Origin of the sequence: Mesorhizobium sp. M0815 (genome assembly GCF_040319995.1) — a bacterium.
Lineage (GTDB): Bacteria > Pseudomonadota > Alphaproteobacteria > Rhizobiales > Rhizobiaceae > Mesorhizobium.
Genome location: NZ_JAMYOU010000011.1, coordinates 72,270 through 93,220, shown reverse-complemented (window position 1 = coordinate 93,220; position 20,951 = coordinate 72,270). Strand labels below are relative to the sequence as shown.

14 protein-coding genes are annotated in these 20,951 nt (G+C 62.8%); 9 read left to right on the top strand and 5 right to left on the bottom strand.

The genetic code is table 11. From position 1 onward, the window contains the following. Positions 1-139: 139 nt before the first annotated feature. From omp10 to NKI01_RS14660, 5 genes are all read left to right on the top strand, one after another. The gene (omp10, locus tag NKI01_RS14680; RefSeq protein WP_023720183.1) at positions 140-514 is read left to right on the top strand and encodes an outer membrane lipoprotein Omp10; all 375 of its coding nucleotides are present in this window, start codon (positions 140-142) and stop codon (positions 512-514) included. Positions 515-817: 303 nt separating this feature from the next. Continuing rightward, positions 818-2,953 carry a 5'-nucleotidase C-terminal domain-containing protein gene (locus NKI01_RS14675; RefSeq protein ID WP_352590577.1) on the top strand — a complete coding sequence of 712 codons (2,136 nt, stop codon included), beginning with the start codon at positions 818-820 and terminating at the stop codon, positions 2,951-2,953. 151 nt (positions 2,954-3,104) lie between these two features. Continuing rightward, positions 3,105-4,169, top strand: a complete 1,065-nt coding sequence (gene hemH / locus NKI01_RS14670) for a ferrochelatase (RefSeq protein ID WP_023719099.1) — start codon at positions 3,105-3,107, stop codon at positions 4,167-4,169. Positions 4,170-4,298: 129 nt separating this feature from the next. Further along, the gene (locus NKI01_RS14665; RefSeq protein WP_023719098.1) at positions 4,299-5,246 is read left to right on the top strand and encodes an SPFH domain-containing protein; all 948 of its coding nucleotides are present in this window, start codon (positions 4,299-4,301) and stop codon (positions 5,244-5,246) included. A gap of 4 nt (positions 5,247-5,250) precedes the next feature. Beyond that, positions 5,251-5,715, top strand: coding sequence for an NfeD family protein (locus NKI01_RS14660; protein WP_023719097.1), 465 nt, complete (start codon positions 5,251-5,253; stop codon positions 5,713-5,715). A 7-nt stretch (positions 5,716-5,722) separates the two neighbouring features. Here the strand turns inward: NKI01_RS14660 and NKI01_RS14655 are convergent, their stop codons facing one another. Continuing rightward, positions 5,723-6,724 (bottom strand): KpsF/GutQ family sugar-phosphate isomerase, encoded by a 1,002-nt coding sequence (locus NKI01_RS14655; protein WP_023719096.1) that lies wholly within the window; start codon positions 6,722-6,724, stop codon positions 5,723-5,725. Positions 6,725-6,874: 150 nt separating this feature from the next. On the opposite strand from NKI01_RS14655, the gene NKI01_RS14650 reads away from it, so the two are divergent. After that, positions 6,875-8,626 (top strand): outer membrane beta-barrel protein, encoded by a 1,752-nt coding sequence (locus tag NKI01_RS14650; protein WP_352963666.1) that lies wholly within the window; start codon positions 6,875-6,877, stop codon positions 8,624-8,626. 129 nt (positions 8,627-8,755) lie between these two features. Here the strand turns inward: NKI01_RS14650 and galU are convergent, their stop codons facing one another. Further along, the gene (galU, locus tag NKI01_RS14645; protein ID WP_023719094.1) at positions 8,756-9,661 is read right to left on the bottom strand and encodes a UTP--glucose-1-phosphate uridylyltransferase GalU; all 906 of its coding nucleotides are present in this window, start codon (positions 9,659-9,661) and stop codon (positions 8,756-8,758) included. A 207-nt stretch (positions 9,662-9,868) separates the two neighbouring features. On the opposite strand from galU, the gene NKI01_RS14640 reads away from it, so the two are divergent. After that, the gene (locus NKI01_RS14640; RefSeq protein ID WP_023719093.1) at positions 9,869-11,095 is read left to right on the top strand and encodes a lytic murein transglycosylase; all 1,227 of its coding nucleotides are present in this window, start codon (positions 9,869-9,871) and stop codon (positions 11,093-11,095) included. 26 nt (positions 11,096-11,121) lie between these two features. Then, positions 11,122-12,372 (top strand): SGNH/GDSL hydrolase family protein, encoded by a 1,251-nt coding sequence (locus NKI01_RS14635; RefSeq protein WP_352494705.1) that lies wholly within the window; start codon positions 11,122-11,124, stop codon positions 12,370-12,372. Between the two features lie 36 nt (positions 12,373-12,408). Here NKI01_RS14635 and NKI01_RS14630 read toward each other — a convergent pair whose 3' ends face one another. Next, the gene (locus tag NKI01_RS14630; RefSeq protein ID WP_023719091.1) at positions 12,409-13,863 is read right to left on the bottom strand and encodes a glutamate synthase subunit beta; all 1,455 of its coding nucleotides are present in this window, start codon (positions 13,861-13,863) and stop codon (positions 12,409-12,411) included. Positions 13,864-14,006: 143 nt separating this feature from the next. Beyond that, positions 14,007-18,737, bottom strand: coding sequence for a glutamate synthase large subunit (gltB, locus tag NKI01_RS14625; RefSeq protein WP_352494704.1), 4,731 nt, complete (start codon positions 18,735-18,737; stop codon positions 14,007-14,009). A 475-nt stretch (positions 18,738-19,212) separates the two neighbouring features. Here gltB and NKI01_RS14620 point away from each other — a divergent pair, with 475 nt between their 5' ends. After that, the gene (locus NKI01_RS14620) at positions 19,213-20,265 is read left to right on the top strand and encodes a threonine aldolase family protein (RefSeq protein ID WP_352963664.1); all 1,053 of its coding nucleotides are present in this window, start codon (positions 19,213-19,215) and stop codon (positions 20,263-20,265) included. Positions 20,266-20,358: 93 nt separating this feature from the next. Here NKI01_RS14620 and NKI01_RS14615 read toward each other — a convergent pair whose 3' ends face one another. Then, positions 20,359-20,823 (bottom strand): Hsp20 family protein, encoded by a 465-nt coding sequence (locus tag NKI01_RS14615; protein WP_023675381.1) that lies wholly within the window; start codon positions 20,821-20,823, stop codon positions 20,359-20,361. Positions 20,824-20,951: the final 128 nt, after the last annotated feature.

Below are 20,951 nucleotides of genomic sequence, written 5' to 3'. Positions count from 1 at the left end.
CGATTGAAGAGGAGCGGCCTAGAGCGACGTGCGTCCATTTGGACGCACAAAGTACGCTCTAGCACTTTGAATGTGAGCATCGTGCTTTCCGAAAATCGGATCGATTTTCGGGCCGATGCGAGAGGAGAGGATTTTGAAGATGACGATCGCGCAAAGACTGCTTTCGGCTGGCATTGCCGCGGCCGCTACGGTCGCGTTGGCGGCCTGCACCACAACCGGCCCAGGCGAGCCGCCGGTGATCACGGCCAAAGGGGTTGAAGGCTCCTGGATCGACGCGCAGGGCACGGGCTTGTCCACCTTCAAGGGCGGCAGCTTCGCGACCGTCGCAACCGACACCGGCCAGAAGCTTGCCGATGGCAGCTACACCATGACCGGCGGCACCTCGGTCGAGATCCATGGCACTTCGTTGATCCGCCAGACGCCGATCAGCTTCAACTGCCTGATGGTCTCCACAAGCCAGCTCAATTGCACCAGCGCGAGCGGGCAGAATTTTGTGCTGACCAGGCGCACCTGAAATCCGATTCCGAATTGACTTTGCAAAAGGGCGGCGGCTTCAAGCCGCCGCTTTTTACGCCGGCAAAGCCTTTTTACGCCGGCAAAGCTGATGCCGATTTCCGCTTGCATCGACTGAAACGCGATGTGAACATGGCCCGAGAGGGCTGTTACATCCCAGTCAAACAAGAGCTTTAAACGCGTCTGCGCATGACCCCGAAAATCGGAGTCGATTTTCGGAAAGGATCATGCGCAAAATAAAATTGGTACTTTGCGCGTCCCAAATGACGCGCGGCGCTGTACTCAAGTTATCCGGGAGACGAGAATGAAGAAGATCGCTGCCATCGCCGCGCTGTCGGCATCGGCGCTTGGCCTGTCGGCAGGCGTTTCCTTTGCCGACTACACGCTGAACATCCTGCACATCAACGACTGGCACAGCCGCATCGAGAGCAACAACAAGTATGAATCGACCTGCTCGGCCGAGGAGGAGACCAAGGGCGAATGCGTCGGCGGCGCCGGCCGCCTGGTCACCGCGATCGCGCAGGAGCGCAAGAAGCTGCAAGGCCAGAACGTGCTGCTGCTCAGCGCCGGCGACAATTTCCAGGGCTCGCTCTTCTACACGACCTACAAGGGCAAGACCGAAGGCGAATTCCTCAACCAGATGAAATTCGATGCCGAGGTGGTCGGCAACCATGAGTTCGACGATGGCGAGTCGGCGCTGGCGCCGTTCCTCGACATGATCCAGTTTCCGGTGCTCGGCGCCAATGTGAAGGCCAATGCGCAATCCAAGCTCGGCGACCGCGTCAAGCCGTCGATCGTGGTCGAGGTCGGCGGCCAGAAGATCGGCATCGTCGGCGCGGTCACCAACGACACGCCGGAGCTTGCCACGCCTGGCCCGAACATCGCCATCGAGGACGACGTCAAGTCGATCACCGCCGAGGTCGAGAAACTGAAGCGAGAGGGCGTCAACAAGATCATCGCGGTCACCCATATCGGCTACAAGCGAGAACGCGACGTGATCGCCAAGATCCCGGGCGTCGACGTGGTGGTCGGCGGCCACAGCCACTCGCTGCTGTCCAACACCGACCCCAAGGCGGAAGGCCCTTATCCGACGATGGTCGACAATCCGGACGGCTACAAAGTGCCGGTCGTGCAGGCGGCGTCCTATTCGAAATATCTCGGCGAGTTCAAGGTCGTCTTCGACGACAATGGCGTCGTCAAAGAGGCAAGCGGCGATCCCATTCATCTCGACAAATCGATCACGCCCGACCCCGCCGTGCTTGCCCGCATCAAGGAACTCGGCGCCCCGATCGAGGCTTTGAAGAACAAGGAAGTCGCCGAGACCACCAAGGCGATCGACGGCAGCCGCGAAAACTGCCGCGCCCGCGAATGCGAGATGGGCAATCTGGTCTCCGACGCCGTCCTCGACCGGGTCAAGGGCCAAGGTGTCGAGATCGTCATCTCGAATGGCGGCGGCTTGCGCGCCTCGATCGACCAAGGCACCGTCACCATGGGCGAGGTTCTCACTGTGCTGCCGTTTCAGAACACGCTGGCGACCTTCCAGATCACCGGCAAGGATCTGGTTGCCGGCCTGGAAAGCGGCCTCAGTCAGGTCGAGGACGGCGCCGGGCGCTTCCCGCAGGTTGCCGGCCTGAAATATGCGTTCGACAAATCGGCGCCGCCTAATGGACGCGTCAAATCGGTCGAGGTCATGGAAGGCGGCGCCTGGACGCCGATCAAACCGGACAAGGACTATCTGGTCGCCACCAACAACTATGTCCGCCAGGGCGGTGACGGCTACAAGGTATTCGCCGAGAAGGCCAAGAACGCCTATGATTACGGCCCGGGGCTGGAACAGGTCGTCGCCGATTACCTCGGCGCGCACCGGCCCTATACGCCGAAGCTCGACGGCCGCATCACCGAGATCGCCGCGACCGGAGCCCCGGCCGCGGAACCAGCCAACCCGGCCGAACCGCCAAAACCTGCTGAGGCAGCGCCGATAAAGCCTGCTGAGCCGGCAATGCCCGAAATGCCGGCCGGCTCCGGCGACATTTCCAAAACACCACCGGCCGTCCCGGCTGAAACCGCGCCGGCGGCCCCCGCACCCGCCGAGCCGGCCCAGCCGGCGGCACCTGCGGCTCCGGCCACACCGGCTCCGGCCACCCCTGCTCCGGCTGTACCGGCCAAACCGGCCGAGACGGCGCCTGCCCCGAGTCAGCCGGCCCCGAGTGAACCGGCCCCAAGTGAGCCGGCAAAACCTGCCGAGCCCGCCAAGCCGGCTGAGCCGGCACCGGCCGAAAGCAGCCATGTAATCGTCGCCGGCGATACCTATTGGGATCTCGCGGTGAAGGCCTATGGCGACGGTACCAAATGGAAAATGATCTTCGATGCCAACAAAGCCTACGAGCCACGCCGGCTGCCGGTCGGCGCAACCTTGACTATCCCGGCGGCCTCGAAGTAATCCGGCCGCAGGAACGCAATGCACCCGCCCGGCAAACCGGGCGGGTGCTGCATTTCTGGGATAAGGTGCGGCCAGACGCTGCATTTGAAAACCGGCGCGGCATCGCTACCTTCGCCGCGGCACCGCTGGTTTCGCGGTGTTGGAGAACCCCATGACGCTTGCCAACCCTGCTGAAAGCAAAGCCGAAACGACCGCCGGCGCGCTCCCGGCAGGACACCCTCCGGTCGGGACAGGCAAGGTCGGTGTCATGCTGATCAATCTCGGCACCCCGGACGGCACCGACTTCAAGCCGATGTGGCGCTATCTCAGGGAATTTCTGTCCGATCCGCGCGTCATCGAACTCAACAAGGCGGTCTGGTATCCGATCCTCTACGGCCTGGTCCTCACCACCCGGCCGAAGAAGTCGGGCGCCAACTATGCCAGGATATGGAACCGGGAGCGCAACGAGTCGCCGCTGCGCACCTATACCCGTGCCCAGTCCGAGAAACTCGGGCTTGCGCTCGGCGATTTATCCCATGTGATCGTCGATTGGGCGATGCGCTACGGCAACCCTTCGACCGAGAGCGTGGCCAACAGACTGGTCGAGCAAGGCTGCGACCGCATCCTGTCTTTCCCGCTCTATCCGCAATATTCGGCGACGACGACTGCGACCGCCAACGACCAGTTGTTTCGCGCGCTGATGAAGATGCGCCGCGCCCCAGCCATTCGCAGCGTGCCCCCCTATTACAACGAGCCGGCCTATATCGAGGGGCTCGCCCGTTCGATCGAAGGGCATCTGGCGAGCCTCGACTTCGATCCGGAAATCGTCATCGCCTCCTATCACGGTATTCCGAAATCCTACTCCGACAAGGGCGATCCCTACCAGGCGCATTGCCTGGAGACGACGCGGCTGCTGCGCGAAAAGCTCGGCTGGGATGAGAACAAGCTGATCACCACCTTCCAGTCGCGCTTCGGCGCGCAGGAATGGCTGCAACCCTACACCGACAAGACAGTCGAAAGACTGGGGCGCGAAGGCGTGAAATCGGTCGCCATCGTCAATCCGGGCTTTTCCGTCGATTGCATCGAGACGCTGGACGAGATCGGCAGGGAAGCGGCCGAGACCTTCCACCATGCCGGCGGCGAAAAGTTCGCGCACATCCCTTGCCTCAACGACAGTGCAGAGGGCATGGCGGTGATCGAGGCAATGGTGCGGCGCGAGCTGTCCGGCTGGGCTTGAATGGATCCCGCCGTCCATGCACCCGCAATCCGTGATCACCTGATTGTAACATTGCTGAAACACACTTAAGTGTTTGGTGGAATCGGCCGCGTGGCAATGTCCAACATGGCCTTTGAGGGGAGAGCCAAAATGGGTTTCAGTGGTTTCGATATTGCGCTTCTTGTTCTTGTCGCCCTTGTCGTGCTGGTGCTTTTCAAGGGCATCCGGACAATTCCGCAAGGCTACAATTATACCGTCGAACGCTTTGGCCGTTACACCAAGACATTGAGCCCGGGCCTCAACCTCATCGTGCCCTTCGTCGACCGTATCGGCGCCAAGATGAACATGATGGAGCAGGTGCTCGACGTTCCGACCCAGGAGATCATCACCCGCGACAACGCCACCGTGGCCGTCGACGGCGTTGCCTTCTATCAGGTGCTCAACGCGGCGCAGGCCGCCTACCAGGTCGCCGGCCTGCAGAACGCTATCCTCAATTTGACGATGACCAACATCCGCACCGTGATGGGCTCGATGGACCTCGACGAGCTGTTGTCAAACCGTGATGCCATCAACGAGCGCCTGCTGCGCGTCGTTGATGAGGCCGCGCACCCCTGGGGTATCAAGATCACCCGTGTCGAGATCAAGGACATCAATCCACCGGCCAATCTCGTCGAATCGATGGGCCGCCAGATGATGGCCGAGCGCAACAAGCGCGCCCAGATCCTCGCCGCCGAAGGCCTCAAGCAATCGCAGATCCTAGAGGCCGAGGGCCGCAAGGAAGCCGCCTTCCGCGATGCCGAGGCGCGCGAGCGCTCGGCCGAGGCTGAAGCACGCGCCACGCAGGTGGTATCGGAGGCGATTTCCAAGGGTGACGTGCAGGCGCTCAACTACTTTGTCGCGCTGAAATACACAGAAGCGCTGACCAGGATCGGTGCAGCGACAAACAGCAAACTCGTGCTGATGCCGATAGAGGCTTCCTCACTGATCGGCACGCTCGGCGGCATTGGTGAAATCGCCAGGGAAGTTTTCAAGGGCGAAGGCACCGCCAGTCCAGCACGGCAGGCCCGCCCGCCCGTGGTTCGTCCCAGCGAGACCTGAGGCCATGTTCGATCGCATCATTTCCGAACTCGGTCCGTGGAGCTGGATGGTCCTCGGCTTCGTCCTGCTGGTGATGGAGGTCGTCGCGCCGGGCATTTTCATGCTGTGGATCGGCATTGCCGCGCTGTTGATCGGCGTCGTCTCGCTGCTCATCTGGGACGCCGGTTTCTGGAGCTGGCAGGTCCAGGTCCTCGCCTTCCTCGCGCTGTCGCTGGTCTCGGCCTATGTCGGCAAGCGGCTGGTGGGCGGGCGGCATGAGGAAACCGACCAGCCGCTGCTCAACCGGCGCGGCGCGCAGATGGTCGGCCGGACGGCGACCCTTGCCGAGCCGATCAAGGATGGGCGCGGCCGCATCAAGCTCGGCGACACGTTGTGGCGCGTCTCCGGCCCTGACCTGCCGGCCGGCACGCAGGTGCGCGTGACCGGTGCCGCCGACACCGACCTGGAACTGACGGTCGAGGCAGTCTAGAAGCCCGCTAGGCAGCACCGATGCGCAGCAGGTCGTGCAGATGGACGAGCCCGATCGGCCGTCTGCCTTCGACCACCATCAGGCTGGTAATGGCAGAATCGTTGATCGTCTGCAGCGCCGTCGCAACCAGTGTGTCGGGCGCCGCCATTTTTGGCTCTCTGGTCATCACCTGATCGACGCTCATGGCCAGAAGATCGCTGCCGATATGGCGCCTGATGTCGCCATCGGTGATGATGCCGATCAGCTTGCCGTCCGCCGAAGTGACCGCCACGCAGCCAAACCCCTTGCGCGACAATTCGAGGATCGCCTCGCGCATGCCGGTGCCGGACGACACCAGAGGCAGCCTGTCGCCGACATGCATGATCTCGCGGATCTGCGTCAGGTTGGCTCCGAGCTGGCCGCCGGGATGGAACGTTCGGAAATGGTCCGGGGTGAAGCCGCGCGCCTCGAGCAACGCGATGGCCAGCGCATCGCCCATCACCATTTGCAGCAGCGTCGAGGTCGTCGGCGCAAGGCCGTGCGGACAGGCTTCCGGGGCTCGCGGCAGCAGAAGCACCACGTCGGCTGCACGCGCCAGAGCCGATTTTTCGCCGGCGGTGACCGCGACCAGCGGGATCGAGAAGCGCCTGGAATAGGCGATGATGCCCTTGAGCTCGAGGCTTTCCCCCGACCACGACAGGGCGATGATGGCGTCGTTCCGAGCGATCATGCCGAGGTCGCCGTGATTGGCTTCGGCAGGGTGGACGAAGAAGGCCGGCGTGCCGGTCGAAGCGAGCGTTGCGGCGATCTTCGAGCCGATATGGCCGCTTTTGCCGACCCCGGTGACGATGACGCGGCCATCGATCTGCGACACCATGTCGACCGCCCGTGCGAACGGCTCGGCCAGCCCGTTTTCGAGCGCGTCTGCCAGTGCCGCGACGCCGGCCTGCTCTGTCGCCACCGTTCTCAGCGCCGAGGCAATCGCGGCCTGCTCGTCGAGCGGCTTCCTGTCTGGGGATTTCACGTCCATGGACGATGCGATTAGCGCTTCGGCGCGCGCCTGTCCAACGGAATTGCCGCCCAGAACACCTTGGCGGGCGATCCCTCAACGCTCCGTTAACCATCCCCATTTACGGTTTCGTAAGTATGGCGCGCGTGCGCCGCGCAAGCAGTGGTGCCGATGTCCGGGTTTCAGCCTCAAAACAAAATAGGACGAAAGGGCAACGCGGTTTGCGCTTTGCTGCTGGCAACCAGTGTCCTTGCGTTGTCGCGTCCGGCACTGCTTTGCGCCCAGGAAACCGAGCTGCGCGGTGAGGTTTCGGAATCGACAATCCTGGACGACCAGCAGTACAGGATCAGGCAGTTGGGCATGGCTGCTGCAACCGCCAACGACGATACGCCGCTGCCTACCTATCGTCCGGCCAGCCCGGGGGCCTTGCCTGACGACGGCACGGGCGAGGCGGCGGCCACAACCGGCGGCACTTTCGATCCACCAGCGGCCAGCGACGACCCGTTTGCCGACCCTGCTCCGCCGCCACGACGGCGGCCGAGCGCAACGCAACGCGCCGTCGAAGACGGCAAGGCCAAAGATGAGGCCGTGGACAACAAGAAGCGCAAGAGAGGCGCCACTGCGACTGCAGCGACGCCGACGACCGACGACACCGACACCGCCGCCATAGACGAGCAGGATACGGCCAACCGCCGTGCGGTGACCATCGATTCCGCCGAAAGGCTCAAGCTCGACCCCGGCGCCGAGCGCACCGAAGCCATCGAAGGCCAGGACAAGAAGAACGAGGACGACCCGTTCGCCGCCACCGGCATCCAGCTCGGCTCCTTCGTGATCCGGCCGACGCTCGAGCAAGGCCTGACGTATTCAACAAACGCCGATTCGAGCAGCCTCGGCAAGCCGGCATTGCTGTCGGAAACGACGCTGCGCTTCAACGCCGTCTCCGACTGGCGGGAGAATTCGGCGACGATTGAGGGCTATGGCATCTTCCGCGAGACGTTGTCCGGCTATGACGTTCACGAGGCGCAAGGCCGCGTCGACGGCACGCTCAACATCGATCTCGACAATGATCTGCGCGCCATCGCCAAACTTGGCTACGAGGCCGTGCCCGAATCGGCCTCGGCGCCGGACGCCATCGTCGGCGCCGTTGGGCAGCCGGTGCGCCAGACCGTGAGCGGCAGCCTCGCCGTCGAGAAGGATGCGGGAAAGATGCGCTTCGCGCTGACCGGCGCGGTCGAGCACGACATCTTTGGTGACGCCAAGCTTTCGTCGGGGGGATCGCTGTCGCAGAAGGGCCGCGACTCGACGCTCTATACGGCCATTTTGCGCACCGGCTACGAGATCTCGCCTGCCATCACTCCGTTCACCGAAATCGAGGTCGGCCGGCGCGCTTATGATTTGCGCGTCGATCCAAACGGCTTCCAGCGCTCCTCGACGCGGCTTGGCGCACGGGCCGGCGTCGAGCTCGATCTCCGCGAGAAGCTTACCGGCGAGTTCTCGGTCGGCTGGCTGCGCGAAGCTATCGACGACAACGCCCTGCCGGCGATTTCGGGCGCGACGGTTAATGCCGATCTCAAATGGTCGCCGGAACGCGGCACCACGATCGGCCTCACCGCACAGACGACCGCCGAGAACACGACGAACGCGGGCGAAAGCGGCGACATGCTCTATTCCAGCAGCCTCACCGGCGAGCGGCAAATCCGCGCCAACCTGACCGGAAATGCCGCTCTCGGCGTTGAATGGCGCGACTATACCGGCTCCGACGATCATGATTTGACGCTGAGCGCCGAGGCTGGGCTGACATGGTGGCTGAACCGCTATGCCGGGCTCACCACCCGCGTCAGGACTGAAAAACTGACCAGCAACCTGGTTGGACGCGACTACACGGCCAACAGTATCTTCGTCGGCTTGAAGTTGCAGCGCTAATGCATGTCGCGCAAAAGTGTGCAGCGGTTTTGCGATAACGACATGCATAAAACAAGAACCTAAAGCGCATCGCATAAGGCTGGTCGAATGCGGCGCACTTTAGCCAGTCAGCGCGAACCGGTGTTGAAGCTAGAAGGCTACGCCGCGGCGTTCTGACGGCGCGAGTTCGTCGAGAAGCGTGCGAATGACACCGGCCATGCTTGCATTCATGTCGCTGCGCCACAGTGCGAAGGCAACGTTGGCCTCGACGAAGCCTTCGGGCGAGCCGCAGTCGAACGTCCGCCCGCGGTAGTGGTAGCCGTAGAAGGGCTGTTGCTTCTGCAGCTTCAGCATTGCATCGGTGAGCTGGATCTCGTTGCCGGCGCCTTTTTCCTGGCCTTCGAGTATCTTGAATATCTCCGGCTGCAGGATATAGCGCCCGTTGATGAAGAGGTTCGACGGCGCGGTGCCGGTCTTCGGCTTTTCCACCATGCCGGTGATGCTGAAACCGTGATGGGCGTCCTCGCCGCGGCCGACAATGCCGTATTTGTGCGCCTCGGCGGGATCGCATTCCTGCACGGCGACGATGTTGTTGCCGGTCTCGGCGTAAAGCTCGACCATGTCCTTCATGCAGCTTTTTTCCGACTGCATGATCATGTCGGGCAACAGCAGCGCAAAGGGCTCGTCGCCGACAAGCTCGCGCGCGCACCAGACGGCGTGGCCAAGGCCGAGCGGCACCTGCTGGCGGGTGAAGCTGGTCTGCCCCGGCGCCGGCTGCAGCCGCTGCAGGCGGGCGAGCTGATCATCCTTGCCACGCTGCGCAAGCGTGTCGTAGAGCTCGAACTGGACATCGAAGTGATCCTCGATGACCGCCTTGTTGCGGCCGGTCACGAAGATGAAATGCTCGATCCCGGCTTCGCGCGCCTCATCGACCACATACTGGATGACCGGCCTGTCGACGACCGTCAGCATTTCCTTGGGAATGGCCTTGGTGGCGGGGAGAAAGCGCGTGCCGAGACCGGCAACCGGGAATACTGCCTTGCGAACTCTCTTCATGTGCCAATTATCCATTTGCATGCCGGTTCGGCAATCCCGATTCGAGACATTTTCATGCCGAAATCGAGCATTACTGAACGACGGGACAGAAATCTCAGCTGGTAAAGCGTCGACGCATCTTTTCATCCCGGACGGCACCTATGGTAAACCAAATGCTAACCGGGTTCGGCGATGAATAGTCTTCCTGAGATAAAGAAGGAGGAAAAGATGTCCGTTCGCAACGTCGCAAGGCGCTTCACCAGCGTCCTGACGGCCGCCAGCCTCTCGCTTGCCTTGCTCATGCCCAGCGGGCCGGCTTTTGCCGATGCCGGCTTCCGCCAATGGGTCGCCAGCTTCCGTGCTACCGCCGTGGCGAGCGGCGTTTCCGGCTCCGTCTACGACCAGGCATTCAAGGGCATCAGCGATGCTGATCCGATGGTGCTGGAAAAGGCCCGTACTCAACCCGAATTCACCGCACCCGCCTGGGATTATTTCGACAACCGCGTCCATGACCAGTCGGTCGCCGTCGGCCAGCAGATGGCAAGGAAATGGAAGCCGTGGCTGGACAGGATCGAGGCAAGATACGGCGTCGACCGCTACATCCTGCTGGCCATCTGGTCGATGGAGTCGAACTACGGCGAAACCCTCAAGCGCGATGACATCATGCGCAATGTCGTGCGCTCGCTGGCGACGCTTGGTTATGCCGACCCGAAGCGCGCGAAATTTGCCCGCACCCAGCTGATCGCGGCGCTGAAGATCCTGCAGACCGGCGACATCGACGAAAGCCATCTCAGCGGCTCTTGGGCCGGCGCGATGGGTCATACCCAGTTCATCCCCACCAGCTACCTGTCCTATGCGGTCGATATGGACGGCAACGGCAAGCGCGACATCTGGAATTCGATTCCCGACGCACTGGCGACAGCCGCCAATTTGCTGAGGAAGAACGGCTGGCAGGCAGGCAAGACCTGGGGTTATGAGGTCAGCCTTCCGGACGGCAAGAAGCTGCCCGGGGGCTCGAAGTCGCTGTCGCAATGGCAGGCGCTTGGCGTCACCCGTGCCAACGGCAAGCCATTCAAGAACGGTGGGGACAAGGCGACGTTGAAGCTGCCCGGTGGCCGGGGCGGGCCGGCTTTCCTGATGATCAAGAATTTCTCGGTCATCAAGCGCTACAACAATGCCGACAAATATGCGCTCGCCGTGGGCCTTCTTGCCGACGAAATCGCCGGCTATGGCGGGCTTGTGCAGGACTGGAAGCGACCGTTTACCAAGCTCTCCTTCGAGGAAAGGCAGGAGCTTCAGAAGCGACTTTCCGAGCACGGCTATTACGACGGCAAGTTCGATGGCAAGATCGGTGACGGATCGAAAACCGCCATCATGGCCTTCCAGGCAAAGGCCGGCTTGACCCAGGACGGGTATCCGAGCAAGGAAGTGCTCAAATGGCTCAGGCAAAACTAGAGCCGGTTACGGGATGGAGAGGGTGATTGGTTTCGGCTGCGCGCATCCGGTTGATCGTTCGTCGCGTGCCGATCCTCGTTCTGGCGATCGTCGTTCTGGCAGTCGGCGCGGCCAGCGCCTTTCATACCTCGGCCATGGCGCAGGAGCCGGAAAGTCGTGGCTGGTCGCTGCGCGACCTGTTGTTTCCGCGCAGAAGCGAGCGGTTTGAGCAGCCGCCGCCCGAATTCCCGAGAGAATTCCAGAGAACAAAGCCCAGACCCAAGCTGAGGAAGCCCCGGTCCGTTCGCCGGCCGGCGCCGGCCGAGCCGACAACCCCGGTGGCCGAGAAGGCGCCCGATGCGCGCGTCGTTCTGGTGGTCGGCGATTTCATGGCGTCTGGACTGGCTGAGGGGCTCGACGCCGCCTTTGCCGAAAACACCGGCGTCAGGATTGTCGTCCGCGCCAACGGCTCGTCCGGCTTCGTGCGCGACGATGTCTACAACTGGCCCGAACAGGTCAAGTCGCTGATCGCTGCCGAAAAACCGGCAGCCGTCGTCGTCATGCTCGGATCGAACGACCGTCAGCAGATGCGCGTCGGCGATGTGCGTGAGCAGCCGCGATCCGAAAACTGGACCAAGGAGTACGAGCGCCGGACCGAAGCGCTCGGCAAAGCCATCGCTTCAGCCAAGGTGCCGTATCTGTGGGTTGGCATGCCGGCCTTCCGGGTCTCGAAAATGACCTCCGACATGCTGGCCTTCAACGACATCTACCGCTCGTCCGCCGAAAGCCACGGCGGCGAATTCGTCGATGTCTGGGACGGGTTCGTCGACGAGAACGGCGCCTTTATCACCAGCGGACCGGACATAAACGGCCAATCGGTGCGCCTGCGCTCCGACGACGGCATCAACATGTCGAAGGCCGGCAAGCGCAAGCTCGCCTTCTACACCGAAAAGCCGCTGATGAAGATCCTTGGGCTGGCCGCTCCGGGAAGCGTGGTCACAGCTTCTGCCCCGGCCGGCGCTCCCGTCGAGGCGCCGGCACCTGCTGCCGCACCGATAGCCGCCGATCGCACTGTGCCGATGCTGCTCAGCGATCCGGCGCTGGACGGCGGCTCGGAACTTCTCGGCGCCGCCCCGCCGGCAAAGGCGGACAAGAATTTGCCCGGCGAAAAGCTGATCGTCGAGGGCAAGGCGACCGACGCCTCGCCCGGCCGCGCCGACGATTTCTCGTGGCCGCCCAAGATACAACCTGCGACTGCGGCTGCTGCATCCGACACGACGACGGCGATCCGGCAGTAAAACTGGCGACTCTTTCTGTAGAGTTTCGGAACGGACTCAGCGCGGCAGCACGCTCGATCCCATCAGAGACTCATCGATGGCGCGCGCCGCCTGGCGGCCCTCGCGGATTGCCCAGACGACCAGCGACTGGCCGCGCCGCACGTCGCCAGCCGCATAGAGCCTTTCGACGCTGGTTCTGTAATCGCGGTCATTGGCCTCGACGTTCTTCGAACGGCGGCTGTCGGTGACGATCGTCATCTGCCCGTCGAGTTCCGACACCGGCCCTCGAGCGGCTGGCCCGGCAAAGCCGATGGCGATGAACGCGAGATCGGCGCGGATGACGAATTCGGTGCCGGCGATCGGCTTGCGCTTTTCGTCGACCTCGCAGCATTTGACCCCGGTCAGCTGGCCGTCTTCGCCGATGAATTCAAGCGTCGCCACCTGGAATTCGCGCTCGGCGCCTTCGGCCTGCGAGGACGAGGTGCGCATCTTGGTCGCCCAGTAGGGCCAGACCGATAGCTTGTCTTCCTTTTCCGGCGGCTGCGGCCGGATGTCGAGCTGGGTGACGCGCACCGCGCCCTGGCGGAAGGCGGTACCGACGCAGTCGGAGGCAGTGTCGCCGCCGCCGACGACGACGACATGCTGGCCGCCGGCGACGATCGGGCGCGACGGCCATGCCACCGACTGGATCGGCTCGCCGCCGATGCGCTTGTTCTGCTGCACCAGATACGGCATCGCGTCGTGCACGCCGTCGAGATCGTCGCCCGGGATGTTGGCCGGGCGCGGCGTTTCGGAACCGCCGCAATAGAGCACCGCGTCGTATTCGGCGAGCAGTTCGGCGACCGGCTTGTCGACGCCGACATTGACGCCACAATGGAAGCTGACGCCCTCGCCCTGCATCTGCTCGATGCGCCGGTCGATATAATGCTTCTCGATCTTGAAATCGGGGATGCCGTAACGCATCAGCCCGCCCGGCCGGCTCTCGCGCTCATAGACGTGAACGTCATGGCCGGCGCGGCCAAGTTGCTGGGCGGCCGCCATGCCGGCCGGCCCCGAGCCGATGATCGCGACGCGCTTGCCGGTCTTCCGTTCCGGCGGATAGGGCCGGATATGGCCGGTTTCGTAGGCTTTGTCGGCAATCGCCTGCTCGATCGTCTTGATGGCGACCGGAATGTCCTCGAGGTTCAGCGTGCAGGCTTCCTCGCAAGGTGCCGGACAGATGCGGCCGGTGAATTCCGGAAAATTGTTGGTCGAATGCAGGTTGCGGATCGCGTTGTCCCAGTCGCCATTGTAGACGAGGTCGTTCCAGTCCGGGATCTGGTTGTGGATCGGGCAGCCGGTCGGTCCATGGCAATACGGAATGCCGCAATCCATGCAGCGCGCCGCCTGTTTCTCGACCTCCTTATCCGACATCGGCAGCGTGAACTCGCGGAAATGCCGGATGCGGTCGGAAGCCGGCTGGTACTTGTGCACCTGCCGATCGATCTCGAGAAACCCTGTTACCTTGCCCATAGTCCAGTCCCTGCTGTCCGGAAGGCACGCCTGGCGACGCACCCGTTAACCTCATAAGGCAGCCGTGGCAACCTTCAGTCCGAGGTCAGGATTGTTGATGAAGATGGTTGCCGGGACGCATGGCTTCCCGGCAATTTCCAAATCTATTCCGCCGCCACGTTCATGCGCATACGTTCCATCTCGATCAGCGCGCGGCGGTATTCGACCGGCATGATCTTCCGGAATTTCGGCCGGAAAATCGCCCAATCGTCGAGGATCTCGCGACCTCGTACCGAGCCCGTGTAATGGACGTGGTTGGAGATCAGCTGGTAGAGCCGCTCCTCGTCATGGCTGGTCATATCGCCGGATACGTCGACACGGCCCTTGTGGTCGAGATCGCCGCCATGGTGGAGCAGCTTTTCCATCAGGTCGTCCTCTTCCGGAACCGGCTCCAGCTCGACCATCGCCATGTTGCAGCGTTCGGCGAAATCGCCCGCCTCGTCGAGCACATAGGCGACGCCGCCCGACATGCCGGCGGCGAAGTTGCGACCGGTCTGGCCGATGACGACGACGATACCGCCGGTCATGTATTCGCAACCATGGTCGCCGACGCCTTCAACGACGGCGGCGACGCCCGAATTGCGCACGGCAAAACGCTCGCCGGCGACGCCGCAGAAATAGGCCTCGCCCTCGGTCGCGCCGTAGAGCACGGTATTGCCGACAATAATGGACTCGGCAGCAACGATCTTCGTATTCTCCGGCGGACGGATGACGATGCGGCCGCCCGACAGGCCCTTGCCGACATAGTCGTTGGCCGCGCCTACCAGTTCGAACGAGACGCCGCGCGCCAGGAAGGCGGCGAAGGACTGGCCGGCCGTGCCGGTGAGCTTGACCGAGATCGTGTCCTCCCGCAGGCCCTTGTGCTTGAAGCGCTTTGCCACTTCACCCGACAGCATGGCGCCGGTCGAACGGTCGACGTTGCGGATCGGCAGTTCGATGCTGACTGGCTGCCTGGCTTCGAGCGCCGGCTTTGCCAGTTCGATCAGCTTGCGGTCGAGCACGTCGTCGATCGGATGCTTCTGCCGCTCGGTCCAGTGCACCGCCTCGTGCGGCGCATCCGGCTTGTAGAACATCTTGCTGAAGTCGAGCCCGCGCGCCTTCCAGTGCTGGATCAGCTCGCGCTTTTCCAGAAGGTCGGTGTCGCCGATGATCTGGTCGAGATGGGTGTAGCCCATCTCGGCGAGCAGCGCCCGCACCTCTTCCGCCACATAGAAGAAGAAGTTGATGACGTGCTCGGGCGTGCCCTTGAAGCGCTTGCGCAGTACCGGGTCCTGCGTCGCGACGCCGACCGGGCAGGTGTTGAGATGGCACTTGCGCATCATGATGCAGCCGGCCGCGATCAACGGCGCGGTCGAGAAACCGAACTCGTCGGCGCCGAGCAGCGCGCCGATGACAACGTCCCGCCCGGTGCGCAGGCCGCCATCGACCTGCAGCGCGACGCGCGACCTGAGGCCGTTGAGCACCAGCGTCTGGTGCGTCTCGGCAAGGCCCATTTCCCACGGACTGCCGGCGTGCTTGAGCGAGGTCAGCGGTGAAGCGCCAGTGCCGCCGTCATAGCCTGATATGGTGATGTGATCGGCACGCGCCTTGGCGACGCCGGCCGCAACCGTGCCGACACCGACTTCCGAGACCAGCTTGACCGATACGTCCGCCGCCGGATTGACATTCTTTAGGTCGTAGATGAGCTGCGCCAGATCCTCGATCGAATAGATATCGTGATGCGGCGGCGGCGAGATCAGGCCGACGCCCGGCGTCGAATGCCTGACTTTGGCGATGGTCGCGTCGACCTTGTGGCCCGGCAACTGGCCGCCCTCGCCGGGCTTTGCCCCTTGCGCGACCTTGATCTGCATCATGTCGGAATTGACAAGATACTCCGCCGTGACGCCAAAGCGTCCCGAGGCGACCTGCTTGATCGCCGAGCGTTCGGGGTTCTTGCCGCCGCCCGGCAGTGGCAGATAGCGGTCGGCCTCTTCGCCGCCCTCGCCGGTGTTCGACTTGCCGCCGATGGCGTTCATGGCGCGCGCCAGCGTCGTGTGCGCTTCCCTGGAGATCGAGCCGAAGGACATCGCCCCGGTCGAGAACCGCTTGACGATGTCGGCCGCCGGCATGACCTCGTCGAGCGAAACCTTCTTGCGCCCAGTTTCTTCCGCGAGCCTGATCTTGAACAGGCCGCGAATGGTCTGGGCACGGGCCGTCTCGCTGTCGATCTGGGCGGAATAGTCCTTGAACGTTTCCCACGAGCCCTGGCGCACGGCGTGCTGCAAGGTGGCCACCGCATCCGGCGACCAGATGTGTGCTTCACCGCGCATGCGGAACACGTATTCGCCGCCCACCTCGAGGCTGTTGCGCAGCACCGGGTCGTTGCCGAAACCATCGGTATGGCGGCTGAGCGTCTCGGCCGCGATCTCGTCCAGTCCGACGCCCTCGATCAGTGTCGCGGTGCCGGTGAAGTATTGCTGCACGAAATCGGTCTTCAGCCCGATGGCGTCGAAGATCTGCGCGCCGCAATAGGACTGGTAGGTCGAGATGCCCATCTTGGACATCACCTTGAGGATGCCCTTGCCGATCGACTTGATGTAGCGGGAGACCACTTCGTAGGCGTCCACCTCTTTCGGCAGTTCGCCACGCTTGTGCATATCGAGCAGCGTGTCGAAGGCAAGATAAGGGTTGATCGCCTCGGCGCCATAGCCGGCAAGGCAGCAGAAATGATGCACTTCGCGCGGCTCGCCGGATTCCACGACCAGCCCGACCGAAGTGCGCAATCCCTTGCGGATCAGGTGGTGGTGCACCGCGGCTGTCGCCAGAAGCGCCGGGATGGCGATCCGGTCCGGCCCGACCTGGCGGTCGGACAGGATGATGATGTTGTAGCCGCCGGCGACCGCCGCCTCCGCCCGCTCACACAAGCGGTCGATGGCACCCTGCATGCCCGCTGCGCCCTCGTTCGAGCCATAGGTAATGTCGATCGTCTTGGTGTCGAACCGGTCCTCGGTGTGGCCGATGGAGCGGATCTTTTCGAGATCGCCATTGGTCAGGATCGGCTGGCGCACCTCGAGCCGCTTGCGGCGCGAATTGCCAACCAGGTCGAAGATGTTGGGCCGCGGCCCGATGAAGGACACCAGGCTCATCACCAACTCCTCGCGGATTGGGTCGATCGGCGGGTTGGTGACCTGAGCAAAGTTCTGCTTGAAATAGGTGTAGAGCAGCTTCGACTTGTCCGACATCGCCGAGATCGGCGTGTCGGTGCCCATCGATCCCACGGCTTCCTGGCCGGTGGTCGCCATCGGCGACATCAACAGCTTGGTGTCTTCCTGGCTGTAGCCGAACGCCTGCTGGCGATCGAGCAGGCTGACATCCCTGCGCAATTCGCGCGGCTCGACCGGCTTCAGGTCTTCGAGGATGAGCTGCGTGTTGGCGAGCCAGCTCTTGTACGGATGCCTGGTCGCAATCTCCGACTTGAGCTCCTCGTCAGAGACGATGCGGCCCTTCTCGAGGTCGATCAGAAGCATACGGCCGGGCTGCAGCCGCCACTTCTTGACAATCCTCTCCTCCGGCACCGGCAGCACGCCGGCTTCCGAGGCCATGATGACGCGGTCATCGTCGGTGACGATGTAGCGTGCCGGGCGCAGACCGTTGCGGTCGAGCGTGGCGCCGATCTGGCGGCCATCGGTAAAGACCACCGCCGCCGGTCCGTCCCACGGCTCCATCAGCGCGGCATGGTATTCATAGAAAGCCTTGCGGTCGGCATCCATGAGCTTGTTGCCGGCCCAGGCTTCCGGGATCAGCATCATCATGGCGTGGCTGAGGCTGTACCCGCCCTGGAACAGGAACTCGAGCGCATTGTCGAAGCAGGCGGTGTCTGACTGGCCGTCGTAGGAGATTGGCCAAAGCTTCGAGATGTTGTTGCCGAACAGTTCGGAATCGACGGACGCCTGTCGCGCCGCCATCCAGTTGTTGTTGCCGCGCACGGTGTTGATCTCGCCATTGTGTGCGACCATGCGGTAGGGATGCGCCAGCTTCCACGACGGGAACGTGTTGGTCGAGAAGCGCTGGTGGACCAGGATCAGCGCGGTTTCGAAGCGCGGATCGGTGAGGTCCTTGTAATAGGCGCCGACCTGGTAGGCCAGGAACATGCCCTTGTAGACGATGGTGCGCGCCGACAGCGACACGCAGTAGGAACCGATGTCCTTGTTGTCGTTCTCGGCGTAGATGCGGCCCGATATCACCTTGCGCAACAGATAGAGCCTGGCCTCGTACTCCTCGTCGTCAAGAATGTCGGCTGTACGGCCGATGAATATCTGACGATGGAACGGCTCGGACGCCACGATATCAGGCGCCGTCGACAAGGACGAATTGTCGACGGGCACATCACGGAAACCGATGAGCGGAAGCCCCTCGGACTGCGCCGATTCGGCAATGATGTCCTCGATGTGAGCACGAAGTGCTGCATCCTGCGGCATGAACCAGTGTCCGACACCGTACTGACCGGCCGGCGGCAGTTCGATGCCCTGGGCTGCCATCTCTTCGCGGAAGAAACGGTCTGGAAGCTGCACCAGCACGCCGGCGCCATCGCCGGCCAGCGGATCGGCGCCGACGGCCCCGCGATGCGTCAGGTTTTCGAGCACGGCAAGACCGTCCTCGACGATCTGATGCGACTTCACGCCCTTCATGTTGACGATGAAGCCGACGCCGCAGGCATCATGCTCGTTGCGCGGATCGTAGAGGCCGTGCGCGGCATAGCCGGTGCTGGTTCGCCCAATATTGGTCAGGGACGGATTTTTGACGACTGCCGCTTTCGTCTGCGCGGCCTTCGTCGCAGATGGCGTCATGTCCGTCATCGTCCTGTCCTCCGTTCCGTCCCTTTCGGGCGCTGGTTTCCGTCGGGAAGCGCGTGGCTCCCCTTTCAATCTTGCGGCACGTCTGGCGAAATTCTTGCCGACCGTGCGGCTTTCCGCATGGTTCGCATATGATATTCGTACAGGCCAGAGCCAGGCTGTCTAGCTGTCGCTCGCGGCAATGGCCGTAGAGGCGCAATCATATGCCAATGCGGCCAGTTTTGTGCGACAAAATAAGACAGCACTACTGTCCTAAATTTTTATGACAGAAATCTTAAGCGCATACAAGACCGATTCACAAAATTATTGGAGCGTTGGCGACAGAAAATTGCGCGGAACGCGGCGACAGCGTAACCTTCAGTCGCTGCATCTACGGTCTGGCTTTCGCTGGCTTTAGCGGATTTTCGGCATCTGCCACTTGCGGCCGGCATGCGAAAGCGGCCAAGCTCGCACCAATTTTCCCAGCATAGGCAGACGCATGATTTTCGATTCCGACAATTGGGCAGGCGCCCATCCCCGTATCGCTGCCGGCCTGTCGGCCCATACCGACGGCTTCTCCACCGCCTATGGCGACGGCGTCCTCGACAAGGCCGTTTACCAGCGCTTCAGTGAAATCTTCGAATGCGAGGTCGCGGTGTTTTTCGTGGCCACCGGCACCGCTGCCAATTCGCTGTCGCTGACTACCTACAACAAGCCAGGCGGCATTTCCTTCTGCCATCGCGAATCGCATGTCATCGAGGACGAATGCGGTGCACCGGAATATTTCACCGGCGGTTCGCGGCTTTATACAATCGACGGCGCACTCGGCAAGATCGATGCCGGCGATCTGGAACGGGCAGTGGACCGTTTCGCACCCGAAAACGTCCATTCCGGGCGGCCGATGGCCGTTTCGATCACCCAATCGACCGAGGTCGGCACCGTGTACACGCTGAACGAAATCGCCAGGATTTCGGCGATTGCAAAGCAGCACGGATTGCCGCTGCACATGGACGGGGCCCGCTTTGCCAATGCGCTCGTCGCGCTGGGAACGACGCCGGCGGAAATGACCTGGAAGCACGGCGTCGACATCCTTTCCTTCGGCGGCACCAAGAATGGCTGCTGGTGCGCCGAGGCGATCGTGCTGTTCGACCTCGAGCGAGCCAAGGAATTGGCGTTTTTGCGCAAGCGCGCCGCCCAACTGTTCTCGAAATCGCGCTTCATCGCCGCGCAATTCGATGCTTATTTCAGGGGTGGGCTATGGCTCGACACGGCACGGCACGCCAATGCGATGGCGGCACGCCTAGCCGCGGCGATCGAAGATTCCCCTTCAGCCCGGCTGGCCTGGCTACCGCAGGCGAACGAGGTCTTCGCGGTCATGAAAAAGGCCGAGGCCGAAAGAGTGCAAGCAGCAGGCGCCGTGTTCCACGACTGGCATAGGCCGCTCGGCTACGACAACCATGTCGGCCAGGACGAAGCTCTCTATCGCTTCGTCACCAGCTTCGCGACCACGGCCGACGAGGTCGACCGTTTCGGCTACCTGCTCGCCGGATAGCAAGTTTTACCACCAGCAAAAAGGGGCGGCGCATTTGCTGCACCGCCCCTTTTTCCCGGGGAGTTGGCGTCCCGGGGAGTTTAGCTGCCCGATTTAGGCGGCGGTCTTGGCCTCGATCTGCTTGGCCTTGGCCGGAGCCGAGGTGATCGCGATCTTGCGCGGCTTCAGCTCTTCGGGGATGTTGCGCTTGAGGTCGACAAAAAGCAGGCCGTTCTTCAGCGCGGCGCCGACAACCTCGACGTGATCGGCAAGCTGGAAGCGGCGCTCGAAGGCTCGGCTGGCGATACCGCGATAGAGCAGTTCGGAGCCTTCGCCATTGCCTTCCTCCTTGCGCTCACCCTTGACGGTCAGCACATTGCGGTGAGCTTCGATCGAAATCTCATCTTCCGAGAAGCCGGCCACAGCCATCGAGATGCGATAGGCGTCCTCGCCGGTGCGCTCGATGTTGTAAGGCGGATAGGTCTGGCCTTCCGGCTGCGCAAGCGAATCGAGCATGGTGAACAGCCGGTCAAAACCGACGGTCGAACGGTAGAGCGGGGAAAAATCAACGTGACGCATGGTGTGTTCTCCTGTTGAGCAACAAGGTTTGCGTATGGCCGGTGCGAAACCCGTGACGGCGTTCCGGATGGGCCAGCGGCCCCGACATTGGCGGCCGCATAACAAATTTGGGAAGCGGGCGACGGCAT